The sequence below is a fragment of the Synechococcus sp. R55.4 genome, assembly GCF_047461935.1.
Classification (GTDB): Bacteria; Cyanobacteriota; Cyanobacteriia; order Thermostichales; family Thermostichaceae; genus Thermostichus.
In genome coordinates, this window is the sequence record NZ_JANSIF010000003.1 from 91,486 (window position 1) to 107,168 (window position 15,683).

At 57.5% G+C, this 15,683-nt stretch carries 13 protein-coding genes, 1 other RNA gene and 1 pseudogene; 5 read left to right on the forward strand and 10 right to left on the reverse strand.

The genetic code is table 11. The features are described from left to right. The first annotated feature begins 1 nt into the window (after window position 1). The 3 genes from NW842_RS01395 (at window position 2) to NW842_RS01405 (ending at window position 1,361) form a co-directional block, all read left to right on the forward strand. Entirely contained in the window at window positions 2-724 is a 723-nt protein-coding gene (locus tag NW842_RS01395; RefSeq protein WP_414329208.1) for a carbon dioxide-concentrating mechanism protein CcmK, read from the forward strand. A gap of 72 nt (window positions 725-796) precedes the next feature. Beyond that, window positions 797-894, forward strand: an RNA gene (ffs, locus tag NW842_RS01400) — signal recognition particle sRNA small type. A 62-nt stretch (window positions 895-956) separates the two neighbouring features. Continuing rightward, the gene (locus NW842_RS01405; protein WP_414329207.1) at window positions 957-1,361 is read left to right on the forward strand and encodes a hypothetical protein; all 405 of its coding nucleotides are present in this window, start codon (window positions 957-959) and stop codon (window positions 1,359-1,361) included. Between the two features lie 302 nt (window positions 1,362-1,663). Here the strand turns inward: NW842_RS01405 and serS are convergent, their stop codons facing one another. The 4 genes from serS to NW842_RS01425 all read right to left on the reverse strand — a co-directional run bounded on the left by serS (window position 1,664) and on the right by NW842_RS01425 (window position 6,188). Then, window positions 1,664-2,971 carry a serine--tRNA ligase gene (gene serS / locus NW842_RS01410; RefSeq protein WP_414356981.1) on the reverse strand — a complete coding sequence of 436 codons (1,308 nt, stop codon included), beginning with the start codon at window positions 2,969-2,971 and terminating at the stop codon, window positions 1,664-1,666. A 33-nt stretch (window positions 2,972-3,004) separates the two neighbouring features. Further along, window positions 3,005-3,997: a ketol-acid reductoisomerase gene (ilvC, locus tag NW842_RS01415; protein ID WP_414417327.1), complete on the reverse strand. Its 993-nt coding sequence runs from the start codon at window positions 3,995-3,997 to the stop codon at window positions 3,005-3,007. A gap of 63 nt (window positions 3,998-4,060) precedes the next feature. After that, window positions 4,061-5,539 (reverse strand): glycosyltransferase, encoded by a 1,479-nt coding sequence (locus NW842_RS01420; RefSeq protein ID WP_414417328.1) that lies wholly within the window; start codon window positions 5,537-5,539, stop codon window positions 4,061-4,063. A gap of 187 nt (window positions 5,540-5,726) precedes the next feature. Next, window positions 5,727-6,188 carry a YlqD family protein gene (locus NW842_RS01425; RefSeq protein WP_011433386.1) on the reverse strand — a complete coding sequence of 154 codons (462 nt, stop codon included), beginning with the start codon at window positions 6,186-6,188 and terminating at the stop codon, window positions 5,727-5,729. A 278-nt stretch (window positions 6,189-6,466) separates the two neighbouring features. On the opposite strand from NW842_RS01425, the gene hemC reads away from it, so the two are divergent. Further along, on the forward strand, window positions 6,467-7,453 hold the full coding sequence (hemC, locus tag NW842_RS01430) for a hydroxymethylbilane synthase (RefSeq protein WP_414417329.1): 987 nt from the start codon (window positions 6,467-6,469) through the stop codon (window positions 7,451-7,453). Between the two features lie 1,054 nt (window positions 7,454-8,507). On the opposite strand, the gene NW842_RS01435 is transcribed toward hemC, so the two are convergent. The 6 genes from NW842_RS01435 to NW842_RS01460 form a co-directional block, all read right to left on the reverse strand. Beyond that, a complete protein-coding gene (locus NW842_RS01435; protein WP_414373730.1) occupies window positions 8,508-9,923 on the reverse strand; it encodes a DUF2157 domain-containing protein in 1,416 nt (471 codons plus the stop codon). Window positions 9,924-9,984: 61 nt separating this feature from the next. Beyond that, window positions 9,985-10,752 (reverse strand): phosphoribosylaminoimidazolesuccinocarboxamide synthase, encoded by a 768-nt coding sequence (purC, locus tag NW842_RS01440; protein WP_414373729.1) that lies wholly within the window; start codon window positions 10,750-10,752, stop codon window positions 9,985-9,987. A 10-nt stretch (window positions 10,753-10,762) separates the two neighbouring features. Further along, on the reverse strand, window positions 10,763-12,310 hold the full coding sequence (locus NW842_RS01445) for a sugar transferase (RefSeq protein ID WP_414373727.1): 1,548 nt from the start codon (window positions 12,308-12,310) through the stop codon (window positions 10,763-10,765). Window positions 12,311-12,724: 414 nt separating this feature from the next. Next, window positions 12,725-13,411: a class I SAM-dependent methyltransferase gene (locus tag NW842_RS01450; protein WP_414373725.1), complete on the reverse strand. Its 687-nt coding sequence runs from the start codon at window positions 13,409-13,411 to the stop codon at window positions 12,725-12,727. 77 nt (window positions 13,412-13,488) lie between these two features. Then, complete coding sequence (locus tag NW842_RS01455) at window positions 13,489-14,379, reverse strand: FAD-dependent thymidylate synthase (RefSeq protein WP_414373723.1); 891 nt, start codon at window positions 14,377-14,379, stop codon at window positions 13,489-13,491. 183 nt (window positions 14,380-14,562) lie between these two features. Beyond that, window positions 14,563-15,333: a DUF4397 domain-containing protein gene (locus NW842_RS01460; RefSeq protein WP_414351985.1), complete on the reverse strand. Its 771-nt coding sequence runs from the start codon at window positions 15,331-15,333 to the stop codon at window positions 14,563-14,565. A 225-nt stretch (window positions 15,334-15,558) separates the two neighbouring features. Between NW842_RS01460 and NW842_RS01465 the strand changes: the two are divergent. Further along, window positions 15,559-15,683 (forward strand): annotated as a pseudogene (locus tag NW842_RS01465) (IS5/IS1182 family transposase); the annotation flags it as partial.

A 15,683-nucleotide genomic window follows, 5' to 3' on the forward strand; every position in this document is an offset into this window, starting at 1 on the left:
GATGCCGATGTCAACCTCCCTGGGCCTGATTCAGACGCGCAGCTTTCCGGTCATCGTGCGCATTGCCGACGCTATGACCAAGTCGGCAGGCGTGACGCTGATCGGCTTTGAGAAAACCTCGGGGGGCTACTGCACAGCCATTGTGCGGGGGGGAATTGCCGATGTGCGCATTGCCATTGAGGAGGGCATTGAGCTGGCCCGCCAGTTTGACCAAGAGGAGATCTCCAGTTTGGTGATCCCGCGCCCCCTGCCCAACTTGGAAGTGGTACTGCCGATCAGCAGCAAGCTGTCTCAACTGGCACAAAACCGCGGCTACAGCCGCCTCAGTAACTTGGCCGTGGGCCTGCTGGAAACTCGCGGCTTCCCGGCAATGGTGGGAGCTGCCGATGTCATGCTCAAAACCGCGGATGTCCAACTGGCGGCCTACGAGACCATTGGGGATGGCCTATGTACGGCCATTATCCGCGGTACAGTGGCCAACGTGGCCATTGCCATCGATGCCGGCATGTACGAAGCAGAGCGCATTGGGGAATTGCACGCGGTGGCAGTGATCCCCCGCCCTCTGGACGAACTGGAGCAAGCGCTGCCCGTGGCCAGTTGTTTTGTTGCTCAACCGGTTACCCTGCCGGTAACCCTTCCTCAAGTTCAGGAACAGGAGGTGCAGCGCAGCGATACAGCCGTAGAGCGGATCCCTGTTTATCTGGAGCCGCCTGAAACTCCCTAGCCCCCTGAGAAACCCATCTGTTGCCCAAGAAAGCCGAGCAGGGCAGAGGGGAAAAATGCTAGGCTACTGGAAGACCTGGGTCCGTGCAGCTCCGACGCCCAAACCGTGTCAGGATCGGAAGATAGCAGCACCACGGGATGCTCTGAGCAGGCGCGTCAACCCGGGTCGCCCTTTGCAGCCCTACTTCTCTCTGCTGGGTTCTCTCCTCCTTGCCCTAGCAGCGCATTACACTATGTCCGAAACAGACAATCCCCTCGCCAACTGGGCTCAAAAAGCCTTTTACTTCGGCATGGGTTTGGCGGCTGTGGCGGCGGATAATGCTGCCAAGGTGGCCAGCAAAGCGGGTATCCGTCTGATGGAGTTGCGCAAGCAGGCGCAAGCTTTGGTGGACGAGCTGGTGGAGCGGGGGGCGATGACCGCTGAAGAGGCGCGGGCTTACATGGATGCCATCGCCGCCAACGCCAACCGCAAGGGAGAAGACAGACAAACTGCCGGTCCCCGCAAGATCACCATCGACGACATTAGCAATGCCGAGGGCGAGGCAGGCACGGCCATCGAACTTTCAGAAGCGGCCCGTTTGCGCCAGAAGATCGCCGAATTGCAAGCTGAGTTGGATCGCCTCAAGGGCAAATCTTGAGCGGAAGGACAGCCCGGCAGGAAGGTAGGAATGCATTGCTTCCTAGCTCCTCTCCCCTTTTGCATAGCGGAAGCGGTACCGCAGAGCACTTGGGAAGTGTCTCAACCTAACTTGAAATGACCCTAAAGATTGAGGCTACCGTCAGGTGGATCGTCTCTGTGAAGTGTTAGGGATCCTCATCCTCGTAGAGCGAGGAGCAGGTCAAGCTGATTCATTTCCAAACTGCAGAAAAGATAAGGGCGTCTGCCGGGTGGGCAGGAGCGTCTCAATCGAGTCTCAATCAAACTGGGTTGAGTTTGAGCTCAGGCAGCAGGAATGAGGATCCCGTCTTCCGAGAGAAAGCGGGAGCTGAGAAAGGGACGCAGCGCCTTGGGAATGCGAATCGAGCCATCCGGCTGTTGGTGATTTTCCAGCAGGGCAGCCAGAGAGCGCCCCACCGCCAAGCCAGATCCGTTCAGGGTGTGGACAAACTGGGTGCCTTTCTGGCCGGCTTCTTTGTAGCGCAGGTTAGCACGGCGGGCCTGAAAGTCCCAGCAGTTGGAGCAACTGGAGATCTCGCGGTATTGATTTTGGGAGGGGAACCACACTTCCAGGTCAAAGCAGCGGGCTGCCGCAAAGCCCAAATCGCCGCTACACAGCTCCACCACCCGGTAGGGCAGCTCCAGCATCTGTAAAATGGCCTCGGCATCCTGCACCAGCTTCTCGTGTTCGGCTTCCGATTGATCTGGGCGAGTGACCTTAACCAGCTCCACTTTTTGAAATTGGTGCAATCGGATCAGCCCCTTGGTGTCGCGGCCATAGCTGCCCGCCTCGCGGCGAAAACATGGGGTGTAAGCACAGAAGTAGAGAGGAAGAGACTCTGCAGGGATCACCTCATCCCGGTACAGGTTGGTGAGGGGAACTTCCGCCGTCGGGATCAGCCACAGGTCGTCATCAGCACAGCGAAAGCTGTCTTCGGCAAACTTGGGCAACTGCCCCGTCCCCTGCAAAGCGGCGCTGTTGACCAAAAAGGGTGGGATCACCTCGGTGTAGCCGGCTGCAATGTGGCGCTCCAGCATCATGGCAATCAAAGCCCGTTCCAGGGCCGCGCCCGCCCCTACCATAGCCACAAAGCGGCTTTGGGCCACTTTGACCGCACGGCCAATCTCCAGCAACCCCAGTTTTTCGGCAATCTCGTCATGGGGAAGGACAGGATGGGCCGGCTTTAGCTCCTCACCCCAGCGGCGCACCTCTACATTGTCGGCCTCATCTCGGCCAACTGGCACGCTGGGCAGGGGCAAATTGGGCAGGGTGAGCAGCCGAGCGCGAATCTCCTCTTCCAGCTCTCGTTCCCGCTGCTCCAGTTGGGCGATCTCGGCCTTGAGATCCACCCCCCGCTGCCGTAGGGCAGCCACTTCGGGGCCCTGGGGATCCGCCCCCTGGCGGAGGATCTCGCCGACTTTTTTGCCGAGACTGTTGCTTTCAGCCTGCAGGGATCCCTTGCGGGTCTCCAACTGCCGCCGCTCCCGATCCAACTGCAGGATCCCGTCCAGATCGACTGTGGCCCGGCGATTTTGCAGGGCTTGGCGTACTTGTTCAGGGCGATCCCGCAGCAGCTTCAGATCCAGCACAGAGACGGCCTACACTTAGCTCCAGATACCCGACTATTTCTTTAGCCAGCTAAACATGGCCCGCAGCTCCTTGCCCACCTGTTCGATGGGGTGTTCGGCCTCGCGCCGCCGCATCGCTGTGAACCCCGGCTTGCCGGCCTGATTTTCCAAGACAAACTCACGGGCAAATTGGCCGCTTTGGATCTCGGCGAGGATCCGTTTCATTTCAGCGCGGGTTTGCTCCGTAATGATGCGGGGGCCACGGGTGTAGTCGCCGTATTCTGCCGTGTTGGAGATGCTCTGGCGCATTTTTTCCAGGCCGCCCTCGACGATGAGATCCACGATCAGCTTCACCTCATGCAGGCACTCGAAGTAGGCCAGTTCCGGCTGGTAGCCCGCTTCCACCAAGGTTTCAAACCCCGCTTTGATCAGAGCCGTCAGCCCACCGCAGAGCACCACCTGCTCGCCAAAGAGGTCGGTTTCTGTCTCTTCCCGGAAGGTGGTTTCCAAAATGCCGGCCCGCGTGCCGCCGATGGCTTTGGCATAAGCCATGGCCCGCTCCCGTGCCATTCCCGAGGCATCTTGATAGACGGCAAACAGGCAGGGCACCCCTTCCCCCGCTTGGTAGGTGCGCCGCACCAAGTGCCCAGGGCCTTTGGGGGCAACCATGATGACATCCACGTCTGCCGGCGGCTGGATCTGCCCGAAGTGAATGTTGAAGCCATGGGCAAAGAGAAGCACGTTCCCCGGCTGCAGGTGGGGACGGATTTCGCCCTGGAAAACGGCCTTTTGCACTTCATCGGGCAGTAAAATCATCACCCAGTCGGCGGCAGCGGCAGCATCCGCCACCGTTTTGACCATTAAGCCGTCTTGCTCGGCTTTGGGCCAGGAAGGGCTGGCAGGGTGAAGGCCAACGATGACCTGGACACCGCTATCGCGCAAATTGAGGGCGTGGGCGTGGCCTTGGCTGCCATAGCCGATGATGGCAACGGTTTTATCGGCCAAAGGCTCCAGGTTGGCGTCGGTGTCGTAGTAGAGGCGGGCCATGGTCGAGCGGGGCGTAAGCAGGTGCTTGACTAGGATAGCAGGATTGGATCCAACTTGCTGACCTCAAGCGCCGTGATGAACAGTTTTCACCCACCTTAGGCGCTTGGGCTGTACACACATGCGAGCGGTTGTGGCGATCATAACCGGCAGCCAGTGGAGCATGTAGACCAAGCCCAGGGCGGTGTGCCACCAAAGTCGCCGTCCGCGCAAGCCCTCCACCTGGCGTAGCCCCCGGTAAAAGGCCACCGTCAGGCAGCCCATCACCAGAGCGTTCAAGGGGAGCAGCACCGAGGAGTGGCCCGTCAACAGCACCCAGAGGGTATCGGGAACCAAGGCCATCGGCAGCAAGTACTGAGAAATAAAGAAGGCCCAGAGATCTACTGTTTTGGCCATCCCCATGCGGCGACTGAGGATCCCTGGCCAGTAGTCGAGATAGCGCTGGTAGCCCCCTTCCGCCCAGCGGCAGCGCTGGTGCCAGAGACTTTTCCAAGAGGTGACCCCTTCTTCGACGATGGCCGGCTCCGTCAGAAAGGCGATATCTACGCCCGCCAGGTGCAGCTTGAAGGTGAGATCCAGGTCGTCAGTGAGGGTGCTCTCATTCCAGCCGCCGCACTTTTCCAAGACATCTCGCCGCACCAGTTGGCCATTGCCGCGTAGCTCGCCAATGCCCCTCACGGCCACGCGCTGCTGCTGAAAATAAGCGTCGGAGGCCATTTCCGCCACCTGCCCCAAAGTCCAGAAGTTGACCTTGGGGTTGCTCAGGGCCTTGCGCACCTGGACAGCCCCTACCATCCGTCTGCTGAAACGGCTGCGCAGGCTTCCCACTTGAACAAACAAGGGCAGAGTGCGGGCAAGAAAATCCGAGGGCACCACAGCATCGGCATCGCAGACCAGGATGATCTCCCCTTGAGTCAGGGGCAGTACCTCGTTGAGGGCACCGGACTTGCCCCCCCCTCGTCCTGGCTGCCGCCGGTAAACCCGCAGATGCGGGATCCGCTTTTGGGCTTCCCGCAGAACTTCAGGGGTGGCATCGCTGCTGTTGTCGTCGATGGCCCACAGCTCCAGATGGCTGGTGGGGTAACGGAGCTGGGTCAAGCTGTGCAACAGCCGTGGGAGCACTGCGCTCTCGTTCTTGGCCGGGATCAACACAGCCACACGGGGCAAGGCCAGCCCCCCCAACTCGTCACCGAACTTAGCAAGACCGCTCTGCCCATCCGGTTGCATCGGCAGGACGGAGTCATTGCTGTTATCTGCTGACCTGGGATCCTGGCGGGTCGTGTCGGCAGAAGGAAGTCTCAGAGGGGGCAGGGAGGTCGCCGGTTGCAGGCGAAATAAGCGGCTAATGTGGATCACCATGAACGTGGCCAAACCAACGGTGATCCAACGGGCCGTCGGCACCACATGCATCAGGCTGACCAACCCCCACACCATGGCCAGAACCAGCAGAGCCTTGAGACGGCGGCGCTGGGCCGAGGTGAGCAACCAATCGGGAAGATGAAGATCCTCGAGAGGCTCTGGCTCTGACCAGACGAACTCAGACATGGGAATCCTCCCCCGGGCGGCAATGTTACCCAACCTCGCCAGCCTGTGCGAGCGTTAACCCAAAGGCTGTTAAGAGGTTGTTACCTATTGTCACCCATTGTGTTGGCGAAACGGAGTTCTCGAGAACCTACAGGCGAGAAAAATTGGGGATCCCGACTGCCGCTTCTCCGGCAAGGGGGTGAGCGGCCTATGGGTTACCGCGAATCTCTTTGATCACCCCATCTTCCAGAAGGATCTCGACCTGCATTTTCTGGATCAGGTTGTCTCCTTTTTGGACTCGGAAGAAGCTCTCCACATTGCCCTGCAGCACTTCTTGGTTAAGCTCCAGGGTGCTCAGTTGGTTGATCTGCTGCAACAATTGGTTTTTCTGATCCAAGAGGCGGATTTTCTGCTCGTTCACGCGGCTTTTCACCGCTTCCACCTGTTGGAGCACTTGGGGGCTGTTGGGGTTGGGGCTCTGTTTCTCCAGTTCGGCAATAGCCCGCTTGCCCTGAAACTCCAGTTGTTGCATCTGAGCATCGGTGGCTTCGATCTGCCGCTCTAATTGCTCCTGCATTTCCTTTTTCCAAAGGGGTGTGACCACCACCTTAACGGGAATGTTGCGCTTGAGCAGTAACTGAGTGCCGTTGCTGACGTTGTTTTCTTCCATAAGACTCATCCAGGCAGACGACCAACCAAACCAGGGGCTTGTGCCCATTGTAGAAAGCTCCCCTCAAAAGCTCTGGGGTTGGGGAAGAGGAGCTTGACAGACCGGATCCTCCCCCGCCGAGCCGGAGAATTCATCTACTTATCCTACCGGCTGGGATCCCTGCGGTAAAGTCTTGATTTCGGGAAACTGCAATTTTGGTTAAGGATCTTAAAGGCCGCCGCCTTGCCCTGGCACAGATTCGGCTAGCGTGAGAAACAGTGTTCTTTTTTGCGGCAGCCATGAGCGAACGGGCCTCGACCCCTTCCAAGCCCTCTGCTGGGATCACCGAGCCGGTGCGGATTGCCTCTCGAAAAAGCGAGTTGGCTTTGGTGCAGACCCAGTGGGTGATGGGTCAGTTGCAAGAACACCATCCGGGATTACCCCTGGAGCTCAACACCCTTTCCACCCAGGGAGACATCATCCTGGATGTGGCACTGGCCAAAATTGGGGACAAAGGTCTCTTTACCAAGGAATTGGAGGTTAGCCTGCTCAACGGCAGCAGCGACTTGGCGGTACACAGCCTTAAAGACTTGCCCACTCGCCTGCCGGAGGGCTTGGTGTTGGGGGCGATCACGCGGCGGGAGGATCCCCTGGATGCTTTGGTGGTGGGGGAAAAGTTCCGGGATTACCGACTGGCCACCCTGCCAGAGGGGACGGTGATCGGCACTTCATCGCTGCGGCGGCTGGCCCAACTGCGCCATGCCTTTCCCCACTTGCACTTTAAGGATGTGCGGGGCAACCTCAACACCCGCTTGGCCAAGCTGGAGAGGGGAGAGTACGACGGCCTTATTTTGGCAGTGGCCGGGTTGAAGCGCCTGGGCAAAGCCGACCGGATCCACGAGGTGCTGGATCCCGGCGTGTCTCTGTACGCGGTTGGCCAGGGATCCCTGGGAATCGAGTGTCGGCAGGGAGATGAGCGGATTCTGGAGCTTATCCGACCCTTGGCCGATGCGGAGGCCACAGCCCGCTGCTTGGCAGAGCGAGCTTTCCTGCGGGCTTTGGAAGGAGGGTGTCAAGTGCCCATTGGCGTTCACAGCCAAGTCCAAGGGGAGGCGCTGCACCTAACCGGTATGGTGGCCGACCTGGATGGCCGGCGGCTCATCCGCGACAGCCAAATGGGATCCGTAGCCGACCCGGAAGCGGTGGGGGTAGCTTTGGCAGAAAAGCTAAAACGGCAGGGGGCCGACGAGATTTTGCAGGCCATTTTTGCCCAGGCCCGCCGTTAGGCTTTTCCACCCTTTCTGAGTAAGCTTTGAGGTCTGCAGCCAGGGGGAGTTGAAGAAAAGGGGGAACAATGAAGTCCCCCCTACGTGAATTGCACTCAAATGGGAAATTCGCATTCGCAGCAGCAGTATCTAAGCTCTAGCTTAGCTTGCAAAACCGCCGTATCATCTTGAGCTACTAAGGTCACTCGGTTGTTGGCAATCTCTGCCGGCGAGAGGGTTAGAGTTTTGGTGAAGGTTTGGCCAGGCGGACTTGGGGAAGTATACAAAAACCCCGCTTGAGTTAAAGTCCCGCCGTTGTATAGGTAGTACTTGTCGTTCCCGGCATTAGGAGTTGTGTTACTTGTTGCCTGCAAGTTATTGCGATAGGTAAACGTAAGGGTGCCTCCCATCCGGCAGCCCGTTTTACAAGGGGGGCTCCATTGGAAGGTATGAGCAAAGAGTTTATTGGCTTGGGGCTCTCCCCAGTTGACTGTCCCGAAAGGGCCCTGGAGAGTTGTCCAAATTTGGGGTGGAACCTCCGATGGCAGGGGGGAAGCAGGGTTTGGCGGAGGAGCGCTGAGGGTTACTGAGCGCAACACCATGGGTCTCGAGCACGGAAGGCCAGGCAGAGGTCTTGGCGAAGGGGGGAAAGGAACCTGGCGGAATAGCTCATCTACAGTTTCTGAGGATTCTGCCGGAGCTATGGGAACTGGGGAGGGTATCGATCTAGGCACAGAAGGCATAGGCTGCCTAGCTGGCTCCGGGGCCTGAGCCACTAAAAGATGATCTTCAGCCAAGGCAACACCCGAAAGAGAACCACTCTCCCAAAGGGGCGTAAGTAGCAAAGCCAAAATGCCCAAACGCAGTCCTACTTCTCATTTGTATTCTCCAAATCTTGATAGAGATGCCCACTTCCTTCTCAGCTCAAGCCAAAGCTGAGAATTTACTAGCAAAGACATTGGGGAATACAAGCAGGTTCCTTAAACTTTGTAAATTCTTGTGAATTCCAGCTCAATTCCAGCTTTTTCCTTTGCTTGATCATGTAGCGGGGCTTGGCTTCCTAGAAGGGCAAGAATTAGAGACGGGAGAAAATCCGCCGCTCAAATTTCAGCCCCAGCCAGATTACCCCGATCCCACAGGCCACCAACACCGCCGACTTGGCCAACAGGCCGGTTGGGTACTCGAAAAAGCGGGTCAGCACCACCAGGGTTAGCCCCAACAGTCCCTGCCAGAAGCGCCCCCGCCGCCCTTGCTGTAGCCCTTCCCAGCAGAGCACTGCTGACAGCCCCAGCAACAGCAAGGTCACTATCCAGGGGGCAAAGAGGACCAAGGCTGCTCCTGCCGTCACGTTCAAAGGCACAGCGCTGCCGATCCCCAGCAAAAGCGCCAAGGCAACCAGAGAAATCAGAACAGCAGCATCCTTCAGCCAAGACGAAACGGGCTGGGATCTCTTCTCCTGCCAACCCTGCCACCAGCCCCAGCCCGTCAGCAGCAGCAACCCCACTGCCGACAAGCTCGCCCAGGGATCCCCAGCGTTCCAGAGGGGATCCTCGGAAAGATCGACCCACGTCCCGACAAAGCTCCAGACATAGAGCAGGACACCCAGCCCCAGCAGAGCCAAGTTCTGGGCTGTCGGGGCCAAATCCAAGCCTTGCTCCAGCTCGCCGGGAAGCTCTGGATCCCTTCCTTCAGTTAAAACCCGGCTTAGCCAAGGCTTATGGCGTTGGTGCCACAGACCCAACCCCCACACAACTGCAACACCAAGCAGATGCAAAAGGGTTAAACCTTGGAAAGAGCTGCCCAAACGCTCGGCTAACCCTTGCAACGCCAGGCCAAAGTTCACCACGGCCAGGGCAAAAACCCAGCGAGAGCAACACCAATAGGCCAGAGGAACCAGCAGGCCCAGGGTCAACCAAGGATAGAGGAAGTTGACAGTCCCCCAATCCACGAAGTCGGCTACCATCCCCAAGCCCAGCAGAAGGCAGGCCAGTACACCACTGGGGCTGTGACGCAAGCTGTAGGCCATGGCCAAACTGCCCATCCCCCAGGCCCAAAACAAGCCTGCCGCAGATCCCCCAAGCTGAACCCACTGGGCCATCAGGCCAATACAGGCTCCCAGGGTCAGTTCACCGGCTATCAGCAGGGCGCTACCCAGACGCTGGGATCCCTGCTGCCAAACCTGGAAGCCAGCCACCTGCAGCCCTACCATGAGGGCCAAGCACCCCCAGGCTCTTGCCCAGCGGGGAATGGCAGCCCAGTTGGCCGCCACAAAGGAGATCACCCCTAGGCCCACCAGAACTGCGCCAAACAGCAGCAGCACCAGGGCAAATCGCCCGCCGGCTGAGCGTTGCAAACTCTCCAGTTGGTAATACTCCCGCAGGCGATCCCGTTGGGCAGGTTCGATCAACCCCTGCTCCACCCAGGTGTTCAGCAGGTCGGCCAGTTGGCGGCGGAAACGCTCGCCGGGGTAGGGGGGGCGGGGAGAGGTCATGGCGGGATCCCGACAAGCGAAAGGAGGCTCGGGCGTTAAAGGAGTGGGATCGCTGAGGCGATTATAGTCCCTCACCCCCGGCCCCTCTCCCAGACGGAGAGGGGAGAGTAGCCTGGAGCACTCGCTGCAGCACCTCCTGGTAGCCAGCCACCGGATCCCCCAGATCAAAGCGAAAGAGATCTTTATCCAGCACCCGCGGCTCAGATCCCCCCCGATCCCAAAGACGGCAGGTATCGGGGCTAATCTCGTCGGCTAGCAGGATCTCTCCCTTCTCGTCCAGGCCAAACTCCAGCTTAAAGTCCACCAACTCTAGGCGGCAGCTTCGCCAGAAAGCCTGCAGATGGTTGTTGATGGCCAAAGCCAGGGATCCCAAGCGCTCCACCTGCTCCGGCGTGGCCAACTGCAATAGGCGGATGTGATCTGGGGTCACCAAGGGATCCCCCAAGGCATCGTTTTTGTAATAGAACTCCACCAGCGGCGGCTCGATGGGAAGGCCCTGCTCCAGGCCCAGCCGTCGGCAGAGGCTACCCGCTGTGCGGTTGCGCACCACCACTTCCAAAGGCAGGATGTGCAAGGCTCGCACCTGCATCTCGGTGGGGCCGGTTTGGGCCAAGAAATGGTTGGGGATCCCTTGCTGCGCCAGGTAGGCAAACACATGGCTGGAGACGGTGCAATTCACCTCTCCCTTGCCGGCGATGGATCCCCGCTTTTGGGCGTTGAAGGCCGTGGCGTCGTCTTTGTATTGGCAAAGATAAACCCTGGGATCGGCAGTGCGGTAGATGCGCTTGGCCTTGCCCTCGTAGAGCAGCTCTTGGGGGGAGAATGGCATACGCTAACCCCTAGTATCCGGCCAGCCGTCCGCGGATCCCTTGCCAGAAGGTGATGGCCAAGATGCGCAGATCCAGCCACAGCGACCAGTTTTGCACGTAATAGAGATCATACTGGGTGCGGCGGGCAATGCTGGTATCCCCCCGTAGGCCGTGGATCTGGGCCCAGCCAGTCAGGCCGCTTTTCACCAAATGCCGATCAGGATACTTGGGGATCTCCTGGCTAAATTGCTCCACAAAATAGGGCTGCTCTGGGCGAGGCCCCACCAAGCTCATTTCTCCCTTCAACACGTTCCACAGTTGGGGCAGCTCATCCAAGTTGGCGCGGCGCAAAAAGGCCCCCACCGCCGTCCGCCGTGGATCCCCAGGGCGCGTCCAGCCGGGCCGGTCGGATCCCTCGGCATCCACCCGCATGGTGCGAAACTTGGCAATCCAAAAGCGGCGGCCATCCAAGCTCACCCGCTCCTGCCAGTACAAGATGGGGCCAGGGCTAGTGCAGGCTACCAACAGGGCAATCACCAACAACAGGGGGCTCAGCAGCACAAGCCCTAGAGAGGCGCCGAGAATGTCGATGGCCCGTTTGATGCAACGGTTGTGGGCATAGCGTAAGGGAGGCTGGCGCAGAGTCAGCAGAGGGATCCCGTCGAGAGACTGTAGGCTGAAGTTTACCGTTAAAAAACTCAAGATATCCGGCACCAAGCGCACCTGCACCGACAACGCTTGCAAACTGAGCAATAGAGGAGCAGTTGCCAGCTCCGGTTGCCCAAACCACACCTCTTGCACTTCTGGGTGAGCTTGCAGATAGGCGATCAAATGGGCCAGATCCAGCCGCTCGAGAGCTGACCAGGAAGGTTCAGGCTGACTGCACAAGCGGGAGAGGGTTCCTGGCGGAGTCCTGGCGGCAGACTTAACCCCGTCAGAGGTAGGGCGGGCGGTGTTCAGTACTGGATATGAGTCTGGCCGGGGATCCCCATTTTGAGATGGGGGATCTTCCTCAAAAGAGCCTTGCTCTACGCCTGCCCAGGCGACTACCTGGAAGCCCAACTGCGGGGATCGCTGCAATCGCTCCAACACTTCCGCCAACACCGACCAGGATCCCACCCAGATGACCTGCCGCCGACCGTAGCCCCTAGAGCACAACCAGCCCATGCCCAGCCGCAACCCCACCCGTACCAAAGTCAAACTCAGCAGAGCCAACAAGCCGGCGTAGCCCACCACCAGCCGCGACAAAGAGACCGAGCGAACGAAAAAGGCCCCTGCCAGCACCAAACCAAACGTCAATCCCAACCCCACCAGCAAACTGGCCCATTCTTCAAAGCGAGACAAGCGCTTCGACTCACCGTATCCGCCTAAGCCCGCCTGAATGCCCCAATAACTGAGGGCGGTCAACAATCCCAAGGCCGCGTAGACATCCCAAGGCAAGAGCTGATGAGGACGCAAGCTGCGCAGCCAGTAGCCCGCCCCAAAGGCCAACCAAATACAAAGGCCATCGCCAAAACAGGCCAAGGGCACCCACAAACGATGTAGATCCAGACGAGTTTTATAGCCGCGTTCGGCCAAGGGTTATCTCCTTCGGCATCAAGACTGTTGACAATCTTACAGAAAAGATTGTGCATCTGAGGCTATTGGACAAGATCAGTGTTGACCAAAACTTGAATGGGTAGCCCTCACCAGATAATTCTATTGACGGCCCTTCCCAGCTTCAAAGGACTTCATGCTGCTGACACAAAATAAGTTCTTTAAGTAATTGGGATCCTCATCATGCAAGAGATAAAAATCCCTGTTGAGTGAGTTAAGTACCGTCGGAAAAGGCTGTTGTAGAAACTACCAGAATTGCAGACATTGGATGTCGAAACATGAGAGTTTAAGCAATGATCAAAGTGCAGTCTGAGAACAGCAATGATGACAGGATACTACGATTTCGTTGCCGGGCCGGCTACTGCCAGCAGAGATACACCAAAGGGCAGAGAAAACTTAGGTATCAGATAGGCTTCTGCAGCAAAAATACCCGTCAGCAGTCGATTGAGCCAAAGCGGCGGCATTTTCAGATCTTGGCTTTCCCTCAGGCGAAGCACTTTCTGCATTATTCTGCATTATGCGGATCCCTGAAATGATTGGGAAAAGAAAACTGTTGAAGAAAACAAGGGTATAAACTTCTAGACCTGAGCTTTTAAGCAACGACAAAAGTTGCCCGCGGGTATATCGTCTCTTGTGATGATTAAGCTCATCATGTAAACTCCACAGCCACGGATAAGCCGGAACAGTTACAACTAAGTAGCCAGATGGGGTTAACCTTTGACTGAGGGCTAGGAGAGCTTCTTTGTCATTCTCCAGATGCTCCAGCACATCCAGCAAAGCAATCAAATCAAATCGTTGAGAACCAAAGGGGATCCGGTTTGGCAACTCCCCCTCTGCCACGATCCCAATACCGCGAGCTTGGGCCAGCGGCAGTGCAATTTCACTCTTTTCCATAGCCCAAACTTTGCCAAATCTGGACAACATCTCCAGGTTGCCGCCGCTACCACAGCCAGCTTCCAAAATATAAGCAGAGGGGCGAAGCGACAGGGATCCAATAACCCGACTCAGAATGTGACGGCGACCCAAAAACCACCAATGCCGGTCTTCCAAGCCTGCCATTTGCTCATAAGCTTTGGGATCCATACCCGTAACCCAACAAAAGATCAAAAACAGGATTAGCCGCAGAAGGGGTTAGCAGAGCATATCTATCTAAACTAAGTTTAGGGGGATAATCGAGCCTTTCCCCAGCGATGCTTACGATACCAGGCCGCCACGTGGGGACACCACGCTTCAAAGTGGGGCCAAATCAGTTCACACAGATGTTGAATTTCTCGTTGAGCATCTTCTTTGGCTCGTAAATCCAAAAAATGCATTAGACTACGGCAATTGAAAGAGACCACGAAGTGTTGTCGGATCCCGTAGCCAATGATGTTGCGAGCATCTTCATAGGGCAATCCGCACTCTTCTACCAGGCGATAATAAGCAATGGCCTGGCTGCGATATTGCGCAAGAATGATATCCAAAGCTTCGGGGGAGATGGGCCTAAAGCCTTGGCGGGTTTTGGCCTTGCCCTCTTTGACGCTGGCAGGAACGTAAAACAAAGTTTCCAGCTCTTGCAAAGACAAGGAGGACTCTGTCCCGCCACTGTGCTCCGCAATGTGCTCCGCACCGCTGTCGCGATAGGCCTCCGGCCCGCTGACGCGATCGCTGACGCAACCGTAGCCGGTCTCGCCAACAGGAGCAGCAGTCTCGGTTGTGCTCCGCACCGCTGACGCGAACAAGAGCTTTTTGCCCAAATCGGCAATTTGCTGGCCTGTATATCGGAAGGATTGAACATCAAAAGAAATTCCCACCCGATGAGTACGGGCCTGTTGCATGACAGCATGGGGAAAATAGCCTACCCCAAACGTGATCTGAGGATGCTCTAGAGGCCCATAGTGGCCACGGTTGCCCTCCAGCAAATGCCGCACCACGGCCTCTCCATACTTTTCCGGGATCCGGCTTTCTGAGGTGACAAAATCAGGGCTGTAATCCTGGTGCATTGCCTGGTAGATGACCCGTTCTGGATCTGGGGTTTGATTCAGCACCACAACTTGAAACAAAGCATCCACAGGCTGCATCCCCTAGTGCTTCGCACCGCATGTTAGGATTCTGAGATCCTTGTAAGATCATATTGGCAGCGGAGAACGCCAACGGCATTGGCCTGCTCCACCACAGAGCATATTCCCTATCTGCCCCCACCCTGAGGTATTCCTTAACTCAGTGTAAGGAGAAGAGAGACCGAAACACCTTGGCTATAGGAGCCTGCGAGCTCGAGTTTCCTCTGCCAGCACCAGGCTTAGGGCTGGATTGCTGCGCAACAATCCCGCTACGTAGAGGGTATAGACTTTCCCCGCCTCCAGCTGCAGGTCAAACCGCTGCAGGGGAATGCTCCGGCTGGGAGCCGACTGCACACCTGGCGCGGAGGCTGAAGGGGCTATGGCCACTTGAATTTGGGTAAAGCCGGGGCGCATAGCTTGAAAGGTGGATACTTGTCCAAACGCCAACTGGGGCAGCAGTACCCGCCCTTGCTCCCCTTGCCATTGCAGGGCCGGCGCATCAGGGGCAGCGTGGACAAACCGCACCAGGGCTTGATCAAAGGGCGGATGGATGTTGTCTTCCAGCACCAGGGCCGTCATGCGATTCGGCTCGTTGGCAGCAACCACCGAGAATACTCCCCCGCCCCTGAGATTGGCTACGGTTCTGGCCGCAACCAAAGAACTCGCAGGCTGGCCAGGGTTCTCAGGCGTTGAAAACAAAACAATGTCGTACTCGCCCGCCGGTATGCGCACGTACTCGCTCACCGAGCCATAGGCTATGCCCCGAGCAGCTCTCACCCCTCCCACTTCCAAGTCGATCCGAGGGGCATTGGGGGCCACATGCACCAACCGCACCTGCACTTCAGAAACCCCTGCAGATGCCGAAGGCATCGGGATGGCACAGCCGGACAACAGCCCCGACATCAACGATCCACCCACCACGCAGAGTACTGCGCTCACCCACTGTCGCACCATGTTCACGCTCACTCCTACTCCTCACACCCAACGCTCATCAGGGATCGAACTGCTGTATTTCTGCAAACCCAAGGAGGGCACTCTCGCTCCCCAAAAGTTCCCATTGGCACGCCAAGGAACCTGCTCTTGTCTTACTCCACTTTTGCGCCCAATGCCATAGAGCTATGGAACGGGTTGGGATCTAGGTCGTGTTGATCTTATGTTAGGATAGAGAGAGTAATTTATAGAGGAAAGAGGATGAAGTTGGTTTTTTTAGATGAAAACAAATGGCAGAAGATATTGGCTTTTTTACAGACAGAAGAGAGAGTTAACATTGGGAAAGAAGCAAACTGCAAACAGTTTATTGAAGCAGTTCTTTGGAT